This is a genomic window from Paraburkholderia heleia NBRC 101817 (genome assembly GCF_000739775.1).
GTDB classification, from domain to species: Bacteria; Pseudomonadota; Gammaproteobacteria; order Burkholderiales; family Burkholderiaceae; genus Paraburkholderia; species Paraburkholderia heleia.
The window spans coordinates 103,432-125,360 of record NZ_BBJH01000021.1; the positions used below are offsets into that span (position 1 = coordinate 103,432).

19 protein-coding genes, 1 tRNA gene, 1 pseudogene and 1 riboswitch are annotated in these 21,929 nt (G+C 66.4%); of the genes and pseudogenes, 13 read left to right on the top strand and 8 right to left on the bottom strand.

Going from position 1 to position 21,929, the window contains the following annotated elements:
• Nucleotides 1-8: 8 nt before the first annotated feature.
• From BHE01S_RS18160 to BHE01S_RS18170, 3 genes are all read left to right on the top strand, one after another.
• Nucleotides 9-1,646, top strand: coding sequence for a sensor histidine kinase (locus BHE01S_RS18160; RefSeq protein WP_084068971.1), 1,638 nt, complete (start codon nt 9-11; stop codon nt 1,644-1,646).
• 276 nt (nt 1,647-1,922) lie between these two features.
• Nucleotides 1,923-3,581 (top strand): MFS transporter, encoded by a 1,659-nt coding sequence (locus tag BHE01S_RS18165; RefSeq protein ID WP_042266324.1) that lies wholly within the window; start codon nt 1,923-1,925, stop codon nt 3,579-3,581.
• 111 nt (nt 3,582-3,692) lie between these two features.
• Nucleotides 3,693-3,769: transfer RNA gene (locus tag BHE01S_RS18170), tRNA-Met, on the top strand.
• Between the two features lie 135 nt (nt 3,770-3,904).
• Here the strand turns inward: BHE01S_RS18170 and BHE01S_RS18175 are convergent.
• The gene (locus BHE01S_RS18175) at nt 3,905-4,618 is read right to left on the bottom strand and encodes a FadR/GntR family transcriptional regulator (protein WP_042266325.1); all 714 of its coding nucleotides are present in this window, start codon (nt 4,616-4,618) and stop codon (nt 3,905-3,907) included.
• A 114-nt stretch (nt 4,619-4,732) separates the two neighbouring features.
• Between BHE01S_RS18175 and dgoD the strand changes: the two genes are divergently transcribed.
• Together dgoD and BHE01S_RS18185 are read left to right on the top strand one after the other, a co-directional pair.
• The gene (gene dgoD, locus BHE01S_RS18180) at nt 4,733-5,881 is read left to right on the top strand and encodes a galactonate dehydratase (RefSeq protein WP_042266326.1); all 1,149 of its coding nucleotides are present in this window, start codon (nt 4,733-4,735) and stop codon (nt 5,879-5,881) included.
• A 283-nt stretch (nt 5,882-6,164) separates the two neighbouring features.
• A complete protein-coding gene (locus BHE01S_RS18185) occupies nt 6,165-6,464 on the top strand; it encodes a hypothetical protein (protein WP_042266327.1) in 300 nt (99 codons plus the stop codon).
• Nucleotides 6,465-6,481: 17 nt separating this feature from the next.
• Here the strand turns inward: BHE01S_RS18185 and BHE01S_RS18190 are convergent, their stop codons facing one another.
• Nucleotides 6,482-7,408: a copper resistance D family protein gene (locus tag BHE01S_RS18190; protein WP_042266330.1), complete on the bottom strand. Its 927-nt coding sequence runs from the start codon at nt 7,406-7,408 to the stop codon at nt 6,482-6,484.
• Between the two features lie 607 nt (nt 7,409-8,015).
• Here BHE01S_RS18190 and BHE01S_RS18195 point away from each other — a divergent pair.
• The 4 genes from BHE01S_RS18195 to BHE01S_RS18210 all read left to right on the top strand — a co-directional run bounded on the left by BHE01S_RS18195 (nt 8,016) and on the right by BHE01S_RS18210 (nt 12,832).
• Nucleotides 8,016-8,783 carry a c-type cytochrome gene (locus BHE01S_RS18195; protein ID WP_042266331.1) on the top strand — a complete coding sequence of 256 codons (768 nt, stop codon included), beginning with the start codon at nt 8,016-8,018 and terminating at the stop codon, nt 8,781-8,783.
• 22 nt (nt 8,784-8,805) lie between these two features.
• Nucleotides 8,806-10,101 carry a c-type cytochrome gene (locus BHE01S_RS18200; protein WP_042266332.1) on the top strand — a complete coding sequence of 432 codons (1,296 nt, stop codon included), beginning with the start codon at nt 8,806-8,808 and terminating at the stop codon, nt 10,099-10,101.
• Nucleotides 10,102-10,319: 218 nt separating this feature from the next.
• The gene (trhA, locus tag BHE01S_RS18205; RefSeq protein ID WP_042266334.1) at nt 10,320-10,940 is read left to right on the top strand and encodes a PAQR family membrane homeostasis protein TrhA; all 621 of its coding nucleotides are present in this window, start codon (nt 10,320-10,322) and stop codon (nt 10,938-10,940) included.
• 254 nt (nt 10,941-11,194) lie between these two features.
• Nucleotides 11,195-12,832 carry a DEAD/DEAH box helicase gene (locus BHE01S_RS18210; RefSeq protein WP_042266437.1) on the top strand — a complete coding sequence of 546 codons (1,638 nt, stop codon included), beginning with the start codon at nt 11,195-11,197 and terminating at the stop codon, nt 12,830-12,832.
• A gap of 95 nt (nt 12,833-12,927) precedes the next feature.
• Here BHE01S_RS18210 and BHE01S_RS18215 read toward each other — a convergent pair whose 3' ends face one another.
• Complete coding sequence (locus BHE01S_RS18215; protein WP_042266336.1) at nt 12,928-13,761, bottom strand: ferritin-like domain-containing protein; 834 nt, start codon at nt 13,759-13,761, stop codon at nt 12,928-12,930.
• A gap of 630 nt (nt 13,762-14,391) precedes the next feature.
• Here BHE01S_RS18215 and BHE01S_RS36850 point away from each other — a divergent pair.
• Nucleotides 14,392-14,589: a hypothetical protein gene (locus tag BHE01S_RS36850; protein WP_028205977.1), complete on the top strand. Its 198-nt coding sequence runs from the start codon at nt 14,392-14,394 to the stop codon at nt 14,587-14,589.
• 257 nt (nt 14,590-14,846) lie between these two features.
• Here BHE01S_RS36850 and BHE01S_RS18220 read toward each other — a convergent pair whose 3' ends face one another.
• On the bottom strand, nt 14,847-15,224 hold the full coding sequence (locus BHE01S_RS18220) for a hypothetical protein (RefSeq protein WP_174479511.1): 378 nt from the start codon (nt 15,222-15,224) through the stop codon (nt 14,847-14,849).
• A gap of 207 nt (nt 15,225-15,431) precedes the next feature.
• Here BHE01S_RS18220 and BHE01S_RS39110 point away from each other — a divergent pair.
• Nucleotides 15,432-15,920: pseudogene (locus BHE01S_RS39110) on the top strand (FGGY family carbohydrate kinase); the annotation flags it as partial.
• A 289-nt stretch (nt 15,921-16,209) separates the two neighbouring features.
• The gene (locus BHE01S_RS18230) at nt 16,210-16,896 is read left to right on the top strand and encodes an HAD family hydrolase (protein WP_042266338.1); all 687 of its coding nucleotides are present in this window, start codon (nt 16,210-16,212) and stop codon (nt 16,894-16,896) included.
• A 109-nt stretch (nt 16,897-17,005) separates the two neighbouring features.
• On the opposite strand, the gene ribB is transcribed toward BHE01S_RS18230, so the two are convergent.
• The 4 genes from ribB to BHE01S_RS18250 all read right to left on the bottom strand — a co-directional run bounded on the left by ribB (nt 17,006) and on the right by BHE01S_RS18250 (nt 20,734).
• Nucleotides 17,006-17,734 (bottom strand): 3,4-dihydroxy-2-butanone-4-phosphate synthase, encoded by a 729-nt coding sequence (ribB, locus tag BHE01S_RS18235; RefSeq protein ID WP_042266340.1) that lies wholly within the window; start codon nt 17,732-17,734, stop codon nt 17,006-17,008.
• 165 nt (nt 17,735-17,899) lie between these two features.
• A riboswitch (FMN riboswitch) is annotated at nt 17,900-18,073 on the bottom strand.
• Nucleotides 18,074-18,174: 101 nt separating this feature from the next.
• Nucleotides 18,175-18,903 carry a helix-turn-helix domain-containing protein gene (locus BHE01S_RS18240; protein WP_042266441.1) on the bottom strand — a complete coding sequence of 243 codons (729 nt, stop codon included), beginning with the start codon at nt 18,901-18,903 and terminating at the stop codon, nt 18,175-18,177.
• A gap of 178 nt (nt 18,904-19,081) precedes the next feature.
• Complete coding sequence (locus BHE01S_RS18245) at nt 19,082-20,272, bottom strand: MFS transporter (protein ID WP_042266342.1); 1,191 nt, start codon at nt 20,270-20,272, stop codon at nt 19,082-19,084.
• Nucleotides 20,273-20,329: 57 nt separating this feature from the next.
• A complete protein-coding gene (locus BHE01S_RS18250; RefSeq protein WP_042266344.1) occupies nt 20,330-20,734 on the bottom strand; it encodes a VOC family protein in 405 nt (134 codons plus the stop codon).
• 113 nt (nt 20,735-20,847) lie between these two features.
• On the opposite strand from BHE01S_RS18250, the gene BHE01S_RS18255 reads away from it, so the two are divergent.
• Nucleotides 20,848-21,843 carry a LysR family transcriptional regulator gene (locus tag BHE01S_RS18255; RefSeq protein WP_042266347.1) on the top strand — a complete coding sequence of 332 codons (996 nt, stop codon included), beginning with the start codon at nt 20,848-20,850 and terminating at the stop codon, nt 21,841-21,843.
• Nucleotides 21,844-21,929: the final 86 nt, after the last annotated feature.

Sequence of the window (21,929 nt, forward strand, 5' to 3'; positions counted from 1 at the left end):
GGGCGACGATGGCCGGGCGTCCTCCCATCGCGCGCGCCGCGCCGCCCAAGGGCGCCGCGGGCGTGGGCGGCGAAACCGCTCCCGGGGCGTCGGCATTCACGGGCGACGCCCTCGACGACGACGCGCGCGACGCCCGTTACGCCAATCCGTTCGCCCCGCCCGACGAGGCCGAAGCCGCCGCCGAAGCACGCCCGCGCTCGCTCTTCGGCGAGATTCTCGACTGGATGCTCGCACCGCTGCTGCTGCTCTGGCCGATGAGCATCGCGGTCACGTATCTCGTGGCGAAGTCGATCGCCAACGGCCCCTTCGACCACGCGCTCGAAACCGACGCCTATGTGCTCGCGCGCCAGATCCAGCCCGTCAACGGCGTGGCCGAGCTGACACTGCCCGCCTCCGCGCGCGACTTCCTGCGCGCCGATAACGTCGACAGCGTGTTCTATCAGGTGCTCGGCAGCCGTGGCGAACTGATCGGCGGCGATCGCGACATGCCGCTGCCGCACGACGACGACCGCCCGCCGCCGGGCCTCGTCGAATTCCGCGACGACACGCTGCGCGGCATCGACATCCGTGTCGCCTATACGACCGTGGACCCGGCGCACCTCGGCGCCGGCGACCGACAAGGTCAGCCCGTGCTCGTGCAGGTCGCGGAAACGCTCGACAAGCGCCGCCAGCTCGCCAACGACATCATCAAGGGCGTGATCCTGCCGCAGTTCGTAATCTTGCCGCTCGCGATCCTGCTCGTGTGGTTCGGCCTCTCGCGGGGCCTCGCGCCCTTGCACGCGCTGCAGTCGAACATCCGCATGCGTCGCCCCGACGATCTTTCGCCGCTCGAAGCGCGCCGCGCGCCGCCCGAAATCGAGCCGCTCGTCACCTCGTTCAACGACCTGCTCACGCGGCTCGAACAGAACATGGAGCTGCAAAAGCGCTTCATCGCCGACGCCGCGCATCAGATGAAAACGCCGCTGGCGGGCTTGCGCACCCAGGCCGAACTCGCGCTGCGCCAGAACGCGCCCGCCGAAGTGCACCGCTCGCTCGAGCAGATCGCGACGAGCTCCGAGCACGCCGCGCGTCTCGTCACACAGCTGCTCGCACTCGCGCGCGCGGAAAACCGCATGTCCGGGCAAGTCTTCACGGCGGTGGACGTGGCCGATGTGGCGCGCCACGCCGTGCGCGACTGGGTGCAGCCGGCGCTCGCCAAACAGATGGACCTCGGCTACGAAGGCCCCGAAACGGCCTGTGACAGCGAGGAAGACGATGGCGAAGCCGCGCGCGTCGAAGTGGACGGCAACCCGGTGATGCTGCGCGAGATGCTCTCGAACCTCATTGACAACGCGATCCGCTATACGCCCGCGGGCGGGCGCATCACCGTGCGCGTACGGCCCGAGCCCGCGGCGGGCGTGGTCCACCTCGAGGTGGAAGACACGGGCATGGGCATTCCGGGCCCCGAGCGCGAGCGCGTGCTCGAGCGCTTCTACCGCATCCTCGGGCGCGACGGCGAAGGCAGCGGGCTCGGGCTCGCGATCGTGCGCGAGATCGCCACGATGCACGGCGGCACGCTCGCCATCGACGATCACGTCTATCAGGACACGCCGCGGCTCGCCGGCACGCTCGTGCGCGTGACACTGCGGCTGCGCGCGCGAAACTGACGGATCGCGTCAGAAAACCGGGATGGGACTTACCCTTATCCGCTCCGCCACACGCGGGTCGAGTTCATCTCGTTACAAGATGTTCAAAGCAGAATGCGCGATTTTAGTTGTGCGTTCGTAGAACATAGACCACTTCACCCACCTCGACACATCACTCGAAAACCCATACGCGCGTCAGAAGCCCGTAAGTTTCCATTCCAATAATGCTCCGCAGGACCGCGGGTCGACGAGTCGCCTGCCCGGCGGACCACACGCATATCAATACTGGAGACATCTATGGCAACCGTTGGCGGACAAGTCTCGCACGCGCCGATGACCAGCGACGAAAAACGCGTGATTTTCGCGTCGTCGCTCGGCACCGTGTTCGAGTGGTACGACTTCTACCTGGCCGGATCGCTTGCGGCCTTCATCAGCAAGAGCTTCTTTTCCGGCGTCAATCCCACTGCCGGCTTCATCTTCACGCTGCTCGGCTTCGCCGCCGGCTTTGCCGTGCGTCCGTTCGGCGCGATCGTGTTCGGTCGCCTCGGCGACCTCGTGGGCCGCAAGCACACGTTCCTCGTCACGATCGTCATCATGGGTATCTCGACCTTCGTGGTCGGTTTCCTGCCCGGCTATGCGTCGATCGGCATCGCCTCGCCGGTGATCTTCATCGCCATGCGTCTGCTGCAGGGCCTCGCGCTCGGCGGCGAGTATGGCGGCGCCGCGACCTACGTCGCGGAACACGCGCCGCCCGGACGCCGCGGCTTCTACACCTCGTGGATCCAGACGACGGCCACGCTCGGCCTGTTCCTCTCGCTGCTCGTGATCCTCGGCGTGCGCACCTTCACCGGCGAAGAACAGTTCGCCGCATGGGCCTGGCGCATTCCGTTCATCGCCTCGATCCTGCTGCTCGCCGTTTCGGTGTGGATCCGTCTGCAGCTCGACGAATCGCCGGCGTTCAAGCGCATCAAGGCGGAAGGCAAGGTCTCGAAGGCGCCGCTCACGGAAGCGTTCGGCCAGTGGAAGAACCTCAAGGTCGTGTTGCTCGCCCTCTTCGGCGTCACGGCCGGCCAGGCCGTGGTCTGGTACACGGGCCAGTTCTACGCGCTCTTCTTCCTGACGCAGACGCTCAAGGTGGACGGCGCCAGCGCCAACATCCTGATCGCGGTGGCGCTGCTGATCGGCACGCCGTTCTTCCTGTTCTTCGGCGCGCTGTCGGACAAGATCGGCCGCAAGCCCATCATCATGGCTGGCTGCCTGATCGCGGCGCTCACGTACTTCCCGATCTTCAAGGCCATCACGCACTACGCGAATCCGGCGCTCGAAGCCGCCACGCAGCGCGCGCCGATCGTCGTGATCGCGGATCCGGCCGAATGCTCGTTCCAGTTCAACCCGGTCGGCACCTCGAAGTTCACGAGTTCGTGCGACATCGCCAAGAGCGCACTTTCGAAGGCTGGCCTGAACTACGAGAACGTGGCGGCCCCGGCAGGCACGCGCGCGCAGATCAAGGTGGGCGACACGACCATCGACACGTTTGACGGCCGTGCGCCTGACGCCAAGGAAGCCGGCGCGCTGTTCGACAAGACGCTCGCGGCCACGCTGAAAGCGGCGGGCTACCCGCTGAAGGCCGACCCCGCGCAGCTCAACTGGCCGATGACGGTGGTGATGCTGACGATCCTCGTGATCTTCGTGACCATGGTGTACGGGCCGATCGCGGCGATGCTGGTGGAGATGTTCCCGACCCGCATCCGCTACACCTCGATGTCGCTGCCCTATCACATCGGCAACGGCTGGTTCGGCGGCTTCCTGCCGGCGACGGCGTTCGCGATCGTGGCGGCGCGCGGCGATATCTACTCGGGCCTCTGGTATCCGATCATCATCGCGCTGGGCACCTTCGTGATCGGCATGCTGTTCGTGAAGGAAACCAAGGATTCGGATATCTACGCGCAGGATTGAGGCTGGGAGCGCCGCCGGGCAAGGCTTCTCGCCCGGCGGCCGCCTTCCCTGCAAAAAAGATGACGAAGGGGGTTGACAGCTTCTGGCTGTATCGCGATAATTTCCTTCTTCGGCGAATTAGCTCAGTCGGTTAGAGCGACGGAATCATAATCCGCAGGTCCGGGGTTCGAATCCCTGATTCGCCACCAGTTGCAAAAGAAAGCCGCTGTCCGCAAGGACAGCGGCTTTTTTCATTTCCGCGCTCCTTGCGTCCGATTACGCCTACGCCACTACGCCCACACCCTCCGCAACTCGTTGCGAAAACACCCATCGGCCATACCCCTTCAACGCTCGATGCGCTCGCGCGTCACGCGCAGCAGCGCTGCCATCGCGCGGCTCGCCGCGTAGGCATCGCGCTGCGCGATCGCGTCGTACACGAGAGTGTGGTCGGGCAGCGCGGCGTTGAACACGTCGGCGCGCTTCGCATTCACGCGCAACTGGCCTTCGAGCGTGCGCTCGATCAGCGTGCCGAGCGGCACCAGCAATTCGTTGCGGCAAGCGCCCAGCACGGCGAGATGAAAGCGCAGGTCCGCGCGCACCCATTCGTCCACATTACGCGCCTCGGCCATGGCCTCGTGCGCGGCGGCGATCGAGGCGAGCGCATCGGCGTCGCGCGCGTTCGCGGCGAGCCCTGCCGCAAACGGCTCGATCATCTCGCGCATTTCCTGGAGCTTGAGCGCGAACGCGAGCGGCGGCGCCACGCGCGCGTACCAGTCGAGCACGTCGGCATCGAGCAGATTCCACGCTTCGCGCGCCCGCACCCGCGTGCCCACGCGCGGGCGCGACTCCACGAGTCCTTTCGAGGTGAGCGTGCGCAGCGCTTCGCGCAGCACCGTGCGGCTCACGTCGAACGTGGCCATGAGTTCGGCCTCGCGCGGCAGGACCGTCGCGGGCGGGTAGTCGCCGCGCAGGATCGCGCTGCCGAGTTCGTAGGCCACGGTGCCGTGCAGATCGCGTTGAATCGCCGTTCTCCTGGATATTGGGAAGTGTTGCGAAATAATACTATTAATAGCACTTAAAGGCGAGTTTGCAGTAGCATGTGCGCCTGAAGACGTTGCCGCTCGCGCGTGGCGCGAGCGGCGCCCTACCGCTTAAGATCATGGAGACACCGCGTGAAAATCACCAGGCTCGAAACCTTCGTCGTCCCGCCGCGCTGGCTTTTTCTGAAGATCGAAACGGACGAGGGGATCGTCGGCTGGGGCGAGCCGATCGTCGAAGGGCGCGCGCATACGGTCGCCGCCGCCGTCGATGAACTCGCCGACTATCTGATCGGCAAGGATCCGCTCCTCATCGAGGACCACTGGCAGGTGATGTATCGCGCGGGCTTCTACCGCGGCGGCCCGATCTCGATGAGCGCGATTGCGGGCGTCGATCAGGCGCTCTGGGACATCAAGGGCAAGCATCATGGCGTGCCCGTGCACGCGCTGCTCGGCGGCCAGGTGCGCGACAGGATCAAGGTGTATTCGTGGATTGGCGGCGACCGTCCGAGCGACGTCGCCAACAACGCACGCGCCGTGGTCGAACGCGGCTTCAAGGCCGTGAAGATGAACGGCTCGGAAGAACTGCAGATCATCGACACCTTCGACAAGGTCCAGGGCGTCATCAACAACGTCGCGGCCGTGCGCGAGGCCGTGGGCCCGAACGTCGGCATCGGCGTGGACTTTCATGGCCGCGTGCACAAGCCCATGGCCAAGGTGCTCGCGAAGGAACTCGATCCGTTCAAGCTGATGTTCATCGAAGAGCCCGTGCTCTCGGAGAACGTCGAAGCACTGCGCGACATCGTCAACCAGACCAGCACGCCGATCGCGCTGGGCGAGCGCCTGTATTCGCGCTGGGATTTCAAGCACATTCTCGCGGGCGGCTATGTGGACATCATCCAGCCCGACGCCTCGCACGCGGGCGGCATCACCGAGTGCCGCAAGATCGCGGCAATGGCCGAAGCCTATGACGTCGCGCTCGCACTGCATTGCCCGCTCGGCCCAATCGCGCTCGCCACCTGCCTGCAGATCGACGCGGTGAGCTACAACGCGTTCATCCAGGAGCAGAGCCTCGGCATCCACTACAACAAGGGCAACGATCTGCTCGACTACATCAGGAATCCCGAAGTCTTCAAGTACGAAGACGGCTTCGTCTCGATTCCGCAGGGCCCGGGTCTCGGCATCGACGTGAACGAGGAGAAGGTGCGCGAGATGGCGAAGACTGGTCACCGCTGGCGCAATCCGGTGTGGCGTCACGAAGACGGCAGCGTCGCCGAATGGTGATGCGCACATGAATGCCGGTCGCGCGGCGCGCAGCGTAACGTGACGCGCCGGGCATCGCGTGTTTCGACGATGCAACGTTTCGCGTGGCTTTGCGCTCGAAGGGGCGCGCGCTCGCGAGACGCGCGCGTGGCTTATGTCGTTTGCGCACACAGCCGGTTCATGGAGGGCCGCGCCGCGCAAGGCGCGGCCCTTATCGAATGCACGCGCCGCCAGTGAGCGCCGCCCACTGGTCTGCTCCTTGCTGAATCCTTTGCAATCCAACCTCGGTGTTGCAAAAGACTCCATGGACGCGTCGCTTCCCGACTATCTGATCCGCCAACAAGCCGCCGTCGGCTCGCTCGTCGCCTTCGGCTTCCTGCGCGTGCTTGCCGCCGCAATCGCCTTCACGCGCGGCTGGCGCATTCGCTGGGTCGAGTACGCCGCGATCGGCGCCGCGGCGCTGTGGTGCGCGCCGCAACTGATCGCGCTGATCGCCAATCCAACGTCCGTGGCCGCGCTCGCGGAACTCGAAGGCAACGCAACGGGCTGCGCCCTCGCCCTCTTCTTCGCACCGATCCTGAGTCACCGGCTCGGCTACGAATAAGGCGCAGCGACAACGTTTCAGCCCTGCAACACGTAGGCCGGCACGCTGTGCGCGAGCGCGGCCGCGGTCACGAGCACGCCGATCATCACGATCGCTTCGAGATGGATCACGTTGACGAAACGGCGCGCCGCCGCTGTCGACGCCGCGCGCCGCAACTCGGGCATCGCCACGAGCCGGTTGAAGCCGCCCATCGCGAGCGCGAGCGCAACGAGCACGGCCTTGAGCATCAGCACGCGGCCCCACGTGCTGCCGACGATGGCGTCGAGCGAGCCGCCGCTGCCGCGCAGCGCGTCGAACACGCCCGTCGCGATCACGAAGCCCACCGCGAAGAACGCCACGTTCGAAATCTGGCCCGCCGTGCGGATCAGTACGCCGCGTGCCGTCGATGCGCCGAGCGCCGGCAGCACGGCAAGCCCCCCCGCCATGACGATGCCGCTCCACGCGCTCGCGCTGAGCAAATGAAGGGTATGCAGCCCGAGCGCGGCCGAGGCGAAGCCCGCATCGGCGGCATGGCCGAGCCCCGCGCGCCCCGCGGCGATGGCGACGAGCGCGAGCCACAGCACGCCGTCGCGCGCCACACTCGAAGGTGCGAACGCGCAACCGAGCAGCACGAGCGCGCCGACGAACGCGACAGTCCACGCGTGGCCGACGTGCGTTTGCGAAAGCACCGTGCCGACCACGCCGAACGCGCTGGGCAACGACTCGCCGCTGACCGACGCGCTCTCGTACAGCATCCACATGACGAGCGCCGCCACGAGCACGAATGCCGCGGCGCGCAGCGAGCGTTGCGCACGCAGCCATGCGAGGCGCGCGGGCGCGACGGCCGTGCGGCCGTCCTTGTCGAGCCACGCGCCGTAGAACGCCGAGCCGAGCGCGAATGCGTAGGCAATGTTGACAATGGCCGCCATGGCGACCTGCCCGATCCAGAGCCAGTCAGCTTTCATCGGACCTCGCCCTCCCGCGCAGTGCGGGTCGCACGGACTTCGCGCGAAGTGGATCGGTCGGCTTGATGCAACGATAGGGAAAGTGCAATTGGAGTCATCGAGACAAGTGGCAAGGAAACAACATGAAAACAGCAACAACAGCACGCAGACGCTTCACCTCGCGTCCCGCCAGGGTGCCTGCTTCGATAGCCGCCGCGCCGTTCGGTTCAATGCCGGCTCGATGCGGCGTCAACGCGCATTGCATGCGCGGGCATCGAGCCGGCGCACGAGAGCGCACGCGGCGGCGCCATGCGCCCGGCATCAGGTCATGCATGCGCCCAGCAGCAAACGGCTCGCCGAGTGTGGCGCGGGTGCGGGACAACCCCGTGTCACCGATCGGCGAACAGGTGCAGAATCATAACCGGCACCGACGCGACGATCGGCCGCAAGCCTGTCGCGGTGGCGCCTCGAGGCATCGGAGGGCGCTTGTGGCGCATGTGGCAAATGGTCACTACGAGTTCCCGATGCTAGAATCTGCTGCGTCGCCGCAGCGCGCCCGGTCTTCTGTTTTCATCGCGCGCAGCCTGGAAGCCGGGCCGTTCGAAGCCTGGTCAGGTCCACGATAAAGATGGAGTTACGCGTGTCCCCAAGACGTATCTTCCGGCCACTCATTCCGCTCGTCGCGCCTTTGGCAGCAGCACTTTTGCTCGGGACGACCGGCGTTCTCAGCGCTGCATATGCCCAGACGGCGGCCTCCGCGCCGCAGCCCAAAGCCCCCGACACGATCGCCGCACGCGTGCAGGGCTGCACCGCGTGCCACGGCGCGCATGGGCAGGGCACCGACAACGACTATTTCCCGCGTCTCGCCGGCAAACCGGCCGAGTACCTGTTCAACCAGCTAATGAACTTCCGCGAGGGGCGCCGCAAGTACCCCCCGATGAATTATCTGGTCACCTATCTCTCCGACGACTACCTGCACGAGATCGCGACGTTCTTCTCGCAGCAGCGGCCGCCCTACCCACCGCCCGCGAAACCTTCGGTCGGCAGCGACACGCTGGCGCGCGGTCAGCAGATCGTCCTGCATGGCGACGCGGCCAAGCAGGTGCCCGCCTGCGCGGCCTGTCACGGCGCGAAGCTTACCGGCATGGAGCCTGCCATTCCGGGTCTGGTCGGCCTGCACATGGATTACATCAGCGCGCAGATCGGCGCATGGCGCTCGGGCTCGCGCCATGCGAAGGCGCCTGACTGCATGCATGAGATCGCCACGCGTCTCACCGACGAAGACGTGAACGCGGTTGCGGCCTGGCTCTCCACGCAGAGCGCGCCGCAGAACCCCGTGCCGGCGCCGGCTGGCTCACTCAAGACGCCGCTTGCCTGCGGCAGCGAACCGCAATAAGGCGCCGGGGGAGACAGCCAATATGAACCGCAAGTCCCTGTTCGCACTTTCCGCCGTCATCGTGGCCGCCGCTGCGGCTCTCGTACCGGTGCTCTGGTCGGGCACCCACTATCTGCACAATGGCGCCGCGCAGGCCGCAACGCCCGTCGACCAGGCCGATCTCATCAAGAAGGGCGAGTACCTCGCGCGCGCCGGCGACTGTATCGCCTGCCACACCGTGCGCGGCGGCCAGATGTTCGCGGGCGGCCTGCCGATGGCCACGCCGTTCGGCACGCTCTACACCCCCAACATCACGCCCGACGATCAGTACGGCATCGGCAAGTGGAGTGCAGACGACTTCTATCGCGCCATGCACACGGGCCGCTCGAAGGACGGCAGCCTGCTCTATCCGGCGTTCCCGTTCGCGAGCTACACCAAGGTCACGCGCGCCGACGCCGACGCGATCTTCGCCTATTTGCGCTCGGTCCCGCCGGTCAACGTGCCTAGCCGCCCGCATGAACTCAAGTTCCCGTTCAACAACCGCAACCTGCTGATCGGCTGGCGCACGCTGTTCTTCCGCGAGGGCGAATACAAGCCCGATCCGACCAAGTCGGTCGAATGGAACCGCGGCGCGTATCTCGTGGAAGGCCTCGGCCACTGCGGCATGTGCCATACGTCCATCAACGCCGTGGGTGGCCCGGTCAACTCGGCGGCCTTCGCGGGCGGCCTGATCCCGCTGCAGAACTGGTACGCGCCTTCGCTCACATCGAGCGAAGGCGGCCTCGGCGACTGGGACATCAAGGACATCGCAAGCCTCCTGAAGACCGGCGTTTCCGAGCGCGGGGCCGTGTTCGGTCCGATGGCGGATGTGATCCACAACAGCCTGCAATACCTCTCGGATGACGACATCCACGCGATGGCCTCGTATCTGAAGACCATCCCGCAGAAGAAGGAAGCGCCCGAAACGATGCAGATGGAGACGTCCGAAGCGTTCGGCGGCGAACTCTTGCAGCAAGGTCAGAAGATCTACCATGACCAGTGTGCGAAGTGCCACGCGGAGAACGGTCTCGGCATGCCGCCGAACTTCCCGCCGCTTGCGAACAACCAGTCGATCCAGATGCATTCGGCCGTGAACCCGATCCGCATGGTGCTCAACGGCGGCTATCCGCCGAGCACGGGGGGCAATCCGCGCCCGTACGGCATGCCGCCGTTCGCGCAGTCGCTCTCGAACCAGGAGGTTGCGGCGGTGGTGACGTTCATCCGCATGTCCTGGGGCAACAAGGGCACGCCGGTGTCCCCGCAGCAGGTTGCCGACCTGCGCTCGTCTCCGCTCGACTGACGCTCCTTTGTTATAGTGGCGGTTGCCTGATAAGGGCGCAGTCGGCGAACACGCGGGCTGCGCCCTTCGCTATTTGGCGCCGGGGCCGTGTGGTGAAAACGGTTCCGTGGCCCGTCAGGCCTGGTTTTGAACGCTGCGCTCGAGCACGGCGCCGCACGGCGGTGGAACACGGTTCCGCAAGCGCGCGTTGCGCTCAAGAAGAACAAGGAGTGGTCGTCATGCACGCCGGTGAGCGTCTGAACAGCATTACTCACCTCGTGGGCGCGATGTTGTCGGTAGCGGGGCTCGTCTCGCTCGTGACGCTCGCGGCGCTGGATCACGACGCCTGGAAGGTCGTGAGCTTTGCGGTATACGGGGCGATGTTGTGCGCGCTGTACACGATCTCGACGCTGTATCACGGCGTGCGCGGCCTCCGCCTGAAGGCAGTGCTGCAAAAGTGCGACCATGCCGCGATCTATCTGCTCATCGCGGGCAGCTATACTCCGTTCACGCTGGTGACGCTGCGTGGGCCCTGGGGCTGGTCGCTCTTCGGCGTGAGCTGGGGGCTCGCGGTCCTTGGCATCGTTCAGGAACTCACGCTCGGGCGGCGCACGAGAGTACTTTCGATGGTGCTCTACGTGGTGATGGGCTGGCTCGCGGTGGTGGCGGTTCGCCCGCTCGTCGAAGCCTTGCCGGCCGCGGGCACGGCGTGGCTGCTGACCGGTGGCGTCATTTACAGCGCCGGCATTTATTTTTTCGTCAATGACGAGCGCATCCGGCACGGACATGGAATCTGGCATCTGTTCGTACTCGCCGGGAGCGTCTGTCAATTCGTGAGCGTCGCGCGCTACGTCGCGTGACGCGTCAATGCGAAGACATCGTACGGCCGCCGCAGTGTCCGCGGCTGCACGATGCAACGTGACGCCAGACGACGGGTCTCGATAGACCCGTCCGTTCCATGAAGAAAAAACGCGGCGCGCGCACTGGCGCGCCGTCCGAACAACGCGAAAAGGCGGCTTCACCGGGCGCATTCGAACCCGGCAACTGCCTGGCTGCGCAGCGCGCCTTCGGGCCGCGAAGCGCCGCCCGCGCTACTGCAATACAACAGGTGTTTATGTCTTTCGATTCTCTCGGCTTGTCCGAACCGCTGGTCCGCGCAGTCAACGAACTGGGGTACAGCACGCCCACGCCTATCCAGGCGCAAGCCATTCCCGCCGTGCTCGGCGGCGGCGACCTGCTCGCCGGCGCGCAAACCGGCACCGGCAAGACCGCTGGCTTCACGCTGCCGATCCTGCAGCGCCTCACGGACATGCCGCCGGCAGCGGGTGGCAAGCGCGTCGTGCGCGCGCTGATCCTCACGCCCACGCGCGAACTGGCCGCGCAGGTCGAAGAAAGCGTGCGCGCCTATGGCAAGTATCTGAAGCTCAAGTCCACGGTGATGTTCGGCGGTGTCGGCATCCATCCGCAGATCGACGCGCTCAGGCGCGGCGTGGATATCGTGGTCGCGACGCCGGGCCGCCTGCTCGATCACATGCAGCAAAAGACGATCGATCTTTCGCAGCTCGACATTCTCGTGCTCGACGAAGCCGACCGCATGCTCGACATGGGCTTCATCCACGACATCAAGCGCGTGCTCGCGAAGCTCCCGCCCAAGCGCCAGAACCTGCTCTTCTCGGCCACCTTCGCCGATGAGATCAAGGCGCTCGCCGACAGCCTGCTCGACTCGCCCGCACTCATCGAAGTCGCGCGCCGCAATACCACGGCCGAAACCGTGGCGCAGAAGATCCACCCCGTCGACCGCGACCGCAAGCGCGACCTGCTCACGCATCTGATCCGCCAGCACAACTGGTTTCAGGTGCTTGTGTTCACGCGCACCAAGCACGGCGCGAACCGCCTCGCCGAACAGCTCACGAAGGACGGCATCAGTGCCCTCGCGATTCACGGCAACAAGAGCCAGTCGGCACGCACGCGCGCCTTGAGCGAGTTCAAGGACGGCACGCTCCAGGTGCTCGTCGCCACCGACATCGCCGCGCGCGGGATCGATATCGATCAACTTCCGCACGTCGTCAACTACGATCTGCCGAACGTGCCCGAGGACTACGTGCACCGCATCGGCCGCACCGGCCGCGCGGGCGCGACGGGTGAAGCCGTGTCGCTCGTGTGCGTGGACGAGCATCAACTGCTCAAGGACATCGAGAAGCTCATCAAGCGCGCGGTGCCCCAGGAGGTCATTGCCGGCTTCGAGCCGGATCCGAACGCGAAGCCTGAGCCGATCCAGCGCCGCAGCCAGCCCCAAGGGCGCTCGCCGCGCCAGGGGCAAGGCCAGGGCCGCGGTGCGTCGAAAGGCGCGGATGCCGCGAACGGCGGCCGCCCCGCGCAGGCGCGCGAACCGCGCGAGCCGCGTGAGCCGCGCGGCGGCAACCGCGGCGAGGGCAACCGGGAAAGCGGCCGTGACGGCAACCGCTCGCATGCAGCCAACGGTGGCGGCAACGGCGGCCAGCGCCCGGCCAAGCCCGCCTCGAACGGCAGCGGCATGCGCACCGCCAAACCCGTGAAGCAGCAAGGCGCCAATCACGGCGCACAAGGCGAGCGCGGCGAGCATACGCGCCGCGAAAGCCAGCGCGGCGTTTCGCACGAGAGCGCACTGGGCCGCCCGCAACAACGCAAGCCGCAAGGCAACCCGGGCGCGCTGCTCGGCGGCCGCCCGGGCGGCAATTCGCGTCGCGACGGCAACGGCCAGCGCGATCGCTGATCTTCGCGTCCGGAAACGAAAAAGCCCGCTCCGGCAGCGGGCTTTTTGTTTTCGCGGGCCGTTGTCCCAGGGCCCGTTATCAGCGTGAACAGGCCCTAGCGGAAGAAGACGTGTTGCGTGATCTTCGCGAGCGGATAGTGCACGCCGGGCCGGATCTTCGCGGGCAGGTTGAGCGGCTTGAGCAGCATCTTCACGCACATGTCGGCGGAAAGATTGTGGCGCACCAGCTTGTTCACGCGCGCGGTGAGTTCGCGGCTATAGGCTTCGTCGCGCACGCGCTCGGGGTAGCGGCCCGCGTACACATGGCGCAGCGCGATCTCGGAATCCTCGTTCTTGATTTCCATCACGCGGCGCATGAGCGCGCCGAGCACGGCGAGACGCCCGTGTCCTTCTATCTGGTTGTACTTCTTGAAGTAGCTGAAAAAGTGCTTGTAGTGGCGTACTTCGTCGCTGCGAATGTTGTCGGTAATTTCCTTGAGCACGGGCTCATCCGAACATTCGCCGATCGCGCGGTAGAGCGTGGCGGTGCCGGTTTCGACGACGCAGCGCGCGACCATTTCGAGCGCTCGCGTTTTCTCGAACTCCTCGAACGAACAGGTCTTCGAATACTCTTCGATGAAGGTCTGAAACGCCGCGTCCCAGTCGAACTCGGGCCACACGTACTGGATGTACGTCTTCAGCGCGCGCCCATGCTGAAGCTCCTCGGGCTCCCATTCGCGGTTGAGCCACTCGGAGACCTCGGGGTCGCCGTTGAAGAACACGTTCAGGTTGCTCGTGTAAAGGTCAGAACCGCTTTCAATGAACGAAGAGGCGGCGAGGAGCAACATCAGGTCTTCGTTGGCGGCAGCGCGTTGACGGTCGATACGTGTGAGATCGATGTCTTCGATGCGCCAGGGCATCACATGGCGAGGCTCATTGTCGTTACGCATTGTGTCCTACTCCCGAAGCGGCGTTTTACGCCCGCGACGCGCGGCACCCGGCCGGAAGCCCGAGGCCCGGCGAATTGCGCCAGTCACGCGCGGCGAACGTTACAAGCCATCCCTATTTCCATCTTAGCTGTACTTTCGCGTAGCTGCAGTCACAAAGCACAGACCGGACCCGCTTTCCACAGTTCCGGGAATGGACGACCTCTCCGAATTACGTCATGTAACGATCTCTGGTCGAGGCGCAAACGCAATACCCGCGGGCATACCGTGTTTTGATGCGTAGCGTATTGAAGCGGATGCGCTCGCTGCGTGCCGCGATGCGGTACGAACTTCAAGTGATTTCGCGAATCTGGGCGGCTTGCACCACCGCTCTCTGCGGGCCCAAATGTCAAAGGGAAAATTTTCGGGGCGTGGTTTGTACAACGCAGCAGCGTTGACTACACTCCAGTTCCCCGAGGTAGATCCCGGGCTGGGTGCCGTTTGGGCCGCGCACAGGCGGTCCGGGCGGCCGGTCCCTCCAGCCAGTCGACTCTCCCCGGTCGCAGGCTTTCGCTCACACCACCGCATTCCTGTCGCTGCGCCGCCCTGCGGGCCGCAACCGGCGACCTCTGATGCGGCAACACGGAGAGAACGATGCTGAGTCCGCATGAATTCGCCACCCTGCTGCTAGTCCAGGACGCCCCCAATCAGCTCGACATGGAGCGAGAAGAACTGGACGCCTTGCTCGAACGACAGCTCGTCCAACTGGAGCGCCTTGCATCCGGCCTTCAGCAATGGCGACTAACCGAAATCGGCGACTCCGCGTTGCGCGCCATCAAACGATGTTCGTAGCCTGATTCCGCGGGCCGAGTACCCGCGCAGCCACAGGCTCCATAGCCTTTTTTCGATTTGCGCGGACGCATGGATCGTCCGCCCGCCCGGCTTGTCGGGCACGTCCCCGATGCAGGCGCACGGCAGTAGACGTACGCGCCTGCAGTGCATGGTCACGCGGACCCGCGCGCTTCATGCCCGCGTGACCATTTTTTTACGCGTGTCTCCTTGCTCGCGGGCACGTGCACACCTTGCCGCGGCACTGATCGGCTGTTCGCCTACCCGGCTCGCAGTGTGGGGTCGACCGCCGCGCGCCAGCTCAGCGCCTGCGCGCGCTGCGTGTTGAGGAAGTTCACCCATTCATTCCGCGCCTCGCCATTGCCGCTCTTGCCGAGCGCGGTGTAGTGCTGCGCGAGCTGACCCTGGAAGCCGCAAAACTGGTCCTGGGGGAGCCTGCCGCGCCGATTCGCGACCCACGCGTCGAAAATAGCCGCGTAAACGCCTGGCGCATACGCACCGAAATCGACCTCCTGGCCGCCGCACATCTGCTGCAAAGCGGCGAGCGAGGGCGCGCGCCCCCCGCCCTCCGGGCCCGGCGGCGCGCCCACGCACCCCGCGAGCAGCACGGCCGCACCGATCATTGCAATTGCACGCATGATTGCCTCGTTATCGTTTTCGACTGGTTGGAACGACTGCATCCCGACCAGGTATTGTCGCACCGCGCCGCACGAGCGACACCTTGGGCGTTGCGTGCCGCCGAAGCGGGCGCAAATCGCGTTCGGGCTATGCCGGGTTCGATGCCGCGCGCCGCGTTGCGGGGGTCGACGCGCTTACCGCCGCGCACCTTCCAGGGAGACTGTAGGATGCCTCAGCCGCACGCCGGGTCTTACATCCCCGCGCTGGACCAGGGCACGACGAGTTCCCATGCCCTGCTGGTCGAGCGCGGCGGCGCAATCGTCGCGCTCGCGCAGAGGGAGTTCGCGCAACTTTACCCGCGGCCCGGCTGGGTCGAGCATGATCCGCGCGACATCTGGTCGAGCCAGGCAGGCATCGCGGCTGAGGCGGGCGTCGGGGCTGCCGCGATTGCGGGCATCGGCATCACGAACCAGCGCGAAACGACCATCGTATGGGATCGTGCAACGGGTCAGCCCGTGTACAACGCCATCGTCTGGCAGGACCGCCGCACGGCCGGCTATTGCGGCGAACGGAAAGCGCGCGGCCTCGAGCCGATGGTGCGCGCGAAAACCGGCCTGCCGATCGACGCGTACTTCTCGGCCACGAAAATCCGCTGGATTCTCGATCAGGTCGAGGGCGCACGCGAAAACGCGCGCGCGGGCCGGCGCGATATCGGCGAGCTCCAGCGGCACTGGAGCCTCGAGCGCCGCTTCGCGCCCTCGTTGCCGCGCGGCGATGCAGCCAGGCGCCTGGCGGGCTGGCAGCGCGCGATCGTCGCGGCAAAAGCGTGGGCCGACGCCGGCTGCGCAGACGCAGCGGACGACGGCCAGGCATCGCAGGCCGCCTGGGCGGTACGTGCAAAGAGCAAAAGCACGTATGATGGGGGGTTTCCACCTTCCCGCCTGCCTGGCTCAAGGCGCGCACCGGCCGCTGGCCGCGCGCTGCCCGGCCTCTCTCGTTTCACGCATGATCGACCATCTCATCTGCGACTGTGACGGCGTGCTCGTCGACAGCGAAGTCATCGCCGACCGCGTTCTGTTCGATACGCTCTCCAGCACCTTTCCCGGCATCGATTTTCACGCCGCCGTGAATGCTGCGTTCGGCCAGCAGACCTCGCGCTTTCTCGCCGACGTCGCCGCGCGCTTCGACCTCACGATGCCCGAGGACTTTCTCGAGACCATCGAACATCGTTGCGAAGCCGCCATTGCCGAATCGGTGAGCCCGATCAACGGCGTGCGCGACGCCCTGCGCCAGGTGACGCTGCCTGCCGCCGTCGTCTCGAACAGCCGGCTCACGCGCGTGCACGCTTCGGTGCGGCGCGCCGGGCTCGACACGATCTTCGGCGAGCGCATCTTTAGCGCCGAGCAGGTCGCGCGGCCCAAGCCTTACCCGGATGTCTACCTGCACGCGGCGCAGCAGCTAGGCGTGGAGCCGGCGCGCTGCATCGTGGTCGAAGACAGCATTTCGGGTTTGAACGCCGCGCGCGCGGCAGGCATGAGGACGATTGCGTTCGTGGGCGCGAGCCACATTCCTTCGGGCTACGCCGACGTGCTGCGCGAAATGGGCATCACGCGCATCATGGCGCACATGGAAGAACTGCCGGCGCTCGTCGAGGCCGGCGTGCGCGGCGAATTCGGCGACCTGCAGTCGTAAGGCCGCGCGCCCCACCGGCGCGCCGGCCGCAAACGTCGCGCACGCCGCAATGAAAACGGCACGCGGCGCCCGTCGGCGCCACGTCCCTCACCCCGCTACCTTCAGCGCCTCAGGCCGGCTCGGCGCAACGCTCGCGCGCCACGGCGAGCGACTCGCGAAACGCCGCCAGCTCGGCAATCGAAAGCACCGGCAGATTGTGCAGCTTCGCGAAGTCGTCGACCTGCTTGCCGCGCGCCATCGTGCCGTCCGGGTTCATCAGTTCGCACAGCACACCGGCGGGCGCGAGGCCCGCGAGTACTGCCAGATCGACGGTGCCTTCGGTATGGCCGCGGCGCGCCAGTACGCCGCCCTGCTGCGCGCGCAGCGGGAACACGTGGCCGGGGCGCACGATATCCGCAGGCTTCGCGTCAGGCGCGATCGCGGCGCGGATCGTCGTCACGCGGTCGGCGGCCGAAACGCCCGTGCTCACACCGTCGCGCGCTTCGATCGAGACCGTGAACGCGGTGCGGTTGCGGCTCTCGTTGTGTGCCACCATCGGCGGCAGGTCGAGCGCGCGCACCTTTTCGTCGGACAGACACAGGCACACGATGCCGCTGCATTCGCGGATGAAAAGCGCCATCGTTTCGGCCGTGAGGCGTTCGGCGGCGACGATCAGGTCGGCCTCGTCCTCGCGGTCGTGGTCGTCCTGCAGCACGACCGGGCGGCCTTCGCGCATGGCCTGCAACGCGGCGGCGATGCGCGGCGGCACGGGCTCGGAATCGATGAACGGGAGATCGGCGGCGGCGTCGAGCGGCGCGCCCTGGGATGAAGCGAGAGGGGTACTGGCACTAAGGGACATATGAAACGCTCCTCGCGAGAGTTAGGCGAAAAACGTTTCAGGGCATTGCAAACAGACAGGAATCCCCGGCACGCGTGATTCGGCAGGCAGGCGGCGCGCCCCGGAAAGGGGGGACGCTCGCGCATCGGCCGAAACGCCGCGGCGGATGGGCAAACATGACCATCTGCACATCTTCTTTCATCCGGACTATGACCGTCGGCTCTGGCTTCGCACCAGATCTGCTGACCCTGCGCACGACACCATGAGGCTCGCGCAGGCGCTCGCGGGCTCGTCGGCCTTGCCTTGCGGCGCGGCCGGCATACCGCCGGTGGGGAATTTCGCCCCGCCCTGAAGACGCACTGATTACCGGATCAACCGGCGGGCAAAGGATACAACAGGCTGCGCAACTGTGCAGCGCGAAAAACTACGACTCGAGAATTTTCTCGACGATGCGACGCGGCTCATGCCGGCTGCGCCGCGCCGGTTGCGACCGTCCCGGCCGCCTCGGCCGTTCTGACCGCCTCGGCTGCCGATGCCGCTTCCCCGCCCGGCACGTACCAGCGCGGCGGCGTCTCGGCATTGAGTGTCACGCGAAACACGCGCGCCCCGGTATCGCCCGGGTTGCGCAGGCTGTACGGCTGGTCGGCGTCGAATACGATCGCGTCGCCGGTTGCGAGCAGCTGGCGCCGATCGTGCACGCTCACTTCGAGTGTGCCCTCGCTCACCACGAGGTTCACCGTCGTGCCGGGCGCGCGGCGCACGCCGGGCTCGGTGTGCAGAGGCGCGATGCGCAGTTCGTGGAATTCGGCGGCGGCGGGCTCGCCTTCCGGATAGAGCGCGCGCGCCGAATAGCGCCCGTCGGCGGAAACGAGGCGCGACGCCCGCTCGGCGGGCAAATGCTCGAAACCGTTCACGGCATGCCGCCGCAGGAACGCCGCAACCGAGACCTTCAGCGCCGCCGCGACCTTGCACAGCACCTTGATCGACGGCACGCTGCGCGCCGACTCGACTTGAGCAAGCATCGCGCGCGAGACGCCCGAGGCGCGTGCGAGCGCATCGAGCGAAAGCTGGCGTTCGGCGCGCAGCCGGGCGAGGTTCACCCCCACGAGAGACTCCAGCGTCTCGCAAGATCCTTCAGTGTGCGCAAGATTGGGCTGTGCATCGCGTACGAGCGCGAGAGGTGAATGCATGGCTGCCTCCGGGCAGCGCCGCGTCATGGCGGCGCAAGAGCATGAATGGAGGCAAGACTAGCATCGGCGTTTGCCGCGCCCAACGAAGTTATCTTCACACTGTTATCAGTATTGCAGAGCGCAAATCCTGGATTGCTTTCGCGCCTGGCGCATAAGGAGCATTGCCCTCGCCGGACACTCACGTATTCTGCTGCCGCGCCTCCAGGCGCGCATCGCGCAGCGGTACGGCGCGCGTGTCGAGCCGCGCCGCCGCCCATGTGAGCACGAGCGCCGCCACCGAGACGGCCGCGGCCACCCACGGCAGCGAGTCGAGCGCCACCCCGTGCGCGATGGCGAGACCGCCCATCCACGCGCCCATTGCGTTACCCACGTTGAAGGCGCCGATGTTCAGCGTCGAAGCGAGATTCGGCGCCGCCGCCGCCTTCGCGACCACGCGCATCTGCAGCGGCGGCACGGTCGCGAACGCGGCGATGCCCCACACGAATACGGTGATCGCGGCGGGCCACATGGCGTGGCTCGTCTTCGTGAAGACGGCCATGACCACGGCAAGCATCACGAGAATGCCCATGAGCGAAGGCATCAGCGCGCGATCCGCGAGCTTGCCGCCCAATGTGTTGCCAAGCGTCAGGCCCACGCCGAACAGCACGAGCATCAGCGTCACCCCACGCGGCGAGAAGCCGCCCACCTGTTCGAGAATCGGCGCGATGTAGGTGAACACGACGAACACACCGCCAAAGCCCAGCACCGTCATGCCGAGCGCGAGCCACACCTGCGGGTCGCGCAGCACGCGCACTTCGTGGCCGAGCCCCGCCGGTCCGCTGTCGTGATGGTTGGGCACCAGAGCCGTCACGCCGGCGAGCGAAATCACGCCAAGGCCGCTCACGATCCAGAACGCCACGCGCCAGCCGAACTGCTGGCCAATGGCTGTGCCGAACGGCACGCCCAGCACAGTGGCGAGCGTGAGCCCTGTGAACATCAGCGCGATGGCGCTCGCCCGCTTCTCCTGCGGCACGAGCGAGGCGGCCACGACAGCGCCGATGCCGAAGAACGAGCCGTGCGCGAACGACGCGACGACGCGAGCGACCATCAGGAGCGAATAGTTCGAGGCGACCGCGCACATCACATTGCCGACGATGAACACGGCCATCAGCAGTTGCAGCGCGAGCTTGCGCGGCATGCGGCTCGTCAGCGCGGCAAGCAGCGGCGCGCCGGCCGCCACGCCAAGCGCATAACCGGTCACGAGCAGGCCCGCGGCAGGGATCGTCACGTGCAGATCGCGCGCCACATCGGGCAACAGCCCCATGATGAGGAACTCGGTCGTGCCGATGGCAAAGGCGCTGATGGCCAGCGCGAGCAAGGGGATAGGCATCGAAATCTCCGAAAATCAGCCTGGATTCAAACGGGCTTCGGCGACATCCAGCGACCATCAAGCCGCCGCGCCGGCCGCCGGCGACGTCACGAACTCGACGACGACACCCGGCGCGAGCGCAACGAACAGCTGCACTTCTGCGCTCGCCGACGCCTCCGCCAGCTGGTACGGCACGCGGTGCGCGGCCAGCCGCTCGACGAGCGCGCGCCACTCGGCGCCCGGCGCCACGCGAAACGCCACATGGTCGATGCGCGGCGCCACGAGCACCGACGCTGCGCCTGGCGACCGGGCGGGCCCGGTCGCATCGACCAGATGAACGACCGGCCGGCCGTTCGCGTAGAGCCAGTGGCCGTCCACGCGAAACGGCGGACGCGCGCCCTCGTCGAGGCCGACGATGTCGCGAAAGAAGCGGCATGCGCCTTCGAGATCGGGCGTGACGAGGGTGACGTGATCGAGTTGCATGGCGTGCGGGCCGAGACAGTTATCCTGAAAACACGCGCATTGTCGCGGCTACGCTCGAATTTGATAATTGGCGTAGCATTTGAATCATTTTCAATTGTTTTCTAATAATCGCGATGGATAACCTCGGCGATGTGCGTCTTTTTGTGGAGGCTGCGCGCCTCGGCAGCCTTTCCGCGGCGGGCCGCAAGCTCGCGCTCACGCCCGCGGCGGCCAGCGCCCGGCTCGCGCGCCTCGAAGCGGAGTTGCGTGCGCGTCTTTTCGACCGCACCACGCGGCAGCTGCGCCTCACCGACGAAGGCCGCCTCTATCTGACTTGCAGCGAGCACGCGCTGCGCTCGCTCGACGACGCCAAAGCGGCCTTGCAGGAGGGCCAGAACGCGGTGCGCGGCAAAGTGCGCATTTCGGCGACCTCCGATTTCGGCCGCAATCTGCTGATGACCTGGCTCGACGAATTCCACGGCCGCTATCCCGACGTGCGTTTCGCGCTGATGTTGACCGACTCGCTCTCGAATCTCGTGCTCGAAGACATCGACCTCGCGATCCGCTTCGGCACGCCGCAGGACAGCTCGCTCGTGGCGCGCTGGCTCGCGCCGAACCGCCGCGTGCTGTGCGCCTCGCCCGAGTACCTCGCGCGTTGCGGCGAGCCGCGGGAGCCGAACGATCTGGCCCGTTTCGACTGCATCGTGATCGGTTCGGCGGCGGGGCCGGTGAACGAATGGCGCTTCACGCGCGGCGGCGGAGCGCAGACCGGAACGCACACGGAAACGCAGACCTACACGGTGCCGCTCGACGGCGCGCTCGAGTCCACGGATGGCGAAGTGGCGCGCCAGTGGGCGCTCTGCGGTTACGGACTCGCGGTGAAGTCGATCTGGGATGTCGCCGACGATCTGCGTGCCGGGCGGCTCAAGACGGTGATGCCCGAGTGGCGCTACCCCGATGCGCCGCTGCACGCGCTCTATCACCGCAACCGCTTTCTCGCGCCGCGCGTGAGGGTCCTGCTCGATTTCCTCACCGAGCGCTTCGCGCAGACTTCGGGCGAACTGGAGGCGCTCGTCCCCTGCACGGATCCAGCCGTCGCGCCGCAAAGCCGTAGACGCAAACGGATATAATGTCGGATTGCGCAGAAAGCGATCCGCAGCCGCGTCCGCATGGGCAAGCATTGGCAAATGCGCCGGCAAGAAAAGAAAGCGAAAAA

Bases quoted from the DNA above. Each gene is read 5' to 3' on its own strand.
- BHE01S_RS18160 (WP_084068971.1), top strand. From the start codon at position 9: ATGGCCGGGCGTCCTCCCATCGCGCGCGCCGCGCCGCCCAAGGGCGCC.
- BHE01S_RS18165 (WP_042266324.1), top strand. From the start codon at position 1,923: ATGGCAACCGTTGGCGGACAAGTCTCGCACGCGCCGATGACCAGCGAC.
- BHE01S_RS18185 (WP_042266327.1), top strand. From the start codon at position 6,165: ATGGACGCGTCGCTTCCCGACTATCTGATCCGCCAACAAGCCGCCGTC.
- BHE01S_RS18190 (WP_042266330.1), bottom strand. From the start codon at position 7,408: ATGAAAGCTGACTGGCTCTGGATCGGGCAGGTCGCCATGGCGGCCATT.
- BHE01S_RS18195 (WP_042266331.1), top strand. From the start codon at position 8,016: ATGGAGTTACGCGTGTCCCCAAGACGTATCTTCCGGCCACTCATTCCG.
- BHE01S_RS18200 (WP_042266332.1), top strand. From the start codon at position 8,806: ATGAACCGCAAGTCCCTGTTCGCACTTTCCGCCGTCATCGTGGCCGCC.
- trhA (WP_042266334.1), top strand. From the start codon at position 10,320: ATGCACGCCGGTGAGCGTCTGAACAGCATTACTCACCTCGTGGGCGCG.
- BHE01S_RS18210 (WP_042266437.1), top strand. From the start codon at position 11,195: ATGTCTTTCGATTCTCTCGGCTTGTCCGAACCGCTGGTCCGCGCAGTC.
- BHE01S_RS18215 (WP_042266336.1), bottom strand. From the start codon at position 13,761: ATGCGTAACGACAATGAGCCTCGCCATGTGATGCCCTGGCGCATCGAA.
- BHE01S_RS36850 (WP_028205977.1), top strand. From the start codon at position 14,392: ATGCTGAGTCCGCATGAATTCGCCACCCTGCTGCTAGTCCAGGACGCC.
- BHE01S_RS18220 (WP_174479511.1), bottom strand. From the start codon at position 15,224: ATGCGTGCAATTGCAATGATCGGTGCGGCCGTGCTGCTCGCGGGGTGC.
- BHE01S_RS18230 (WP_042266338.1), top strand. From the start codon at position 16,210: ATGATCGACCATCTCATCTGCGACTGTGACGGCGTGCTCGTCGACAGC.
- ribB (WP_042266340.1), bottom strand. From the start codon at position 17,734: ATGTCCCTTAGTGCCAGTACCCCTCTCGCTTCATCCCAGGGCGCGCCG.
- BHE01S_RS18240 (WP_042266441.1), bottom strand. From the start codon at position 18,903: ATGCATTCACCTCTCGCGCTCGTACGCGATGCACAGCCCAATCTTGCG.
- BHE01S_RS18245 (WP_042266342.1), bottom strand. From the start codon at position 20,272: ATGCCTATCCCCTTGCTCGCGCTGGCCATCAGCGCCTTTGCCATCGGC.
- BHE01S_RS18250 (WP_042266344.1), bottom strand. From the start codon at position 20,734: ATGCAACTCGATCACGTCACCCTCGTCACGCCCGATCTCGAAGGCGCA.
- BHE01S_RS18255 (WP_042266347.1), top strand. From the start codon at position 20,848: ATGGATAACCTCGGCGATGTGCGTCTTTTTGTGGAGGCTGCGCGCCTC.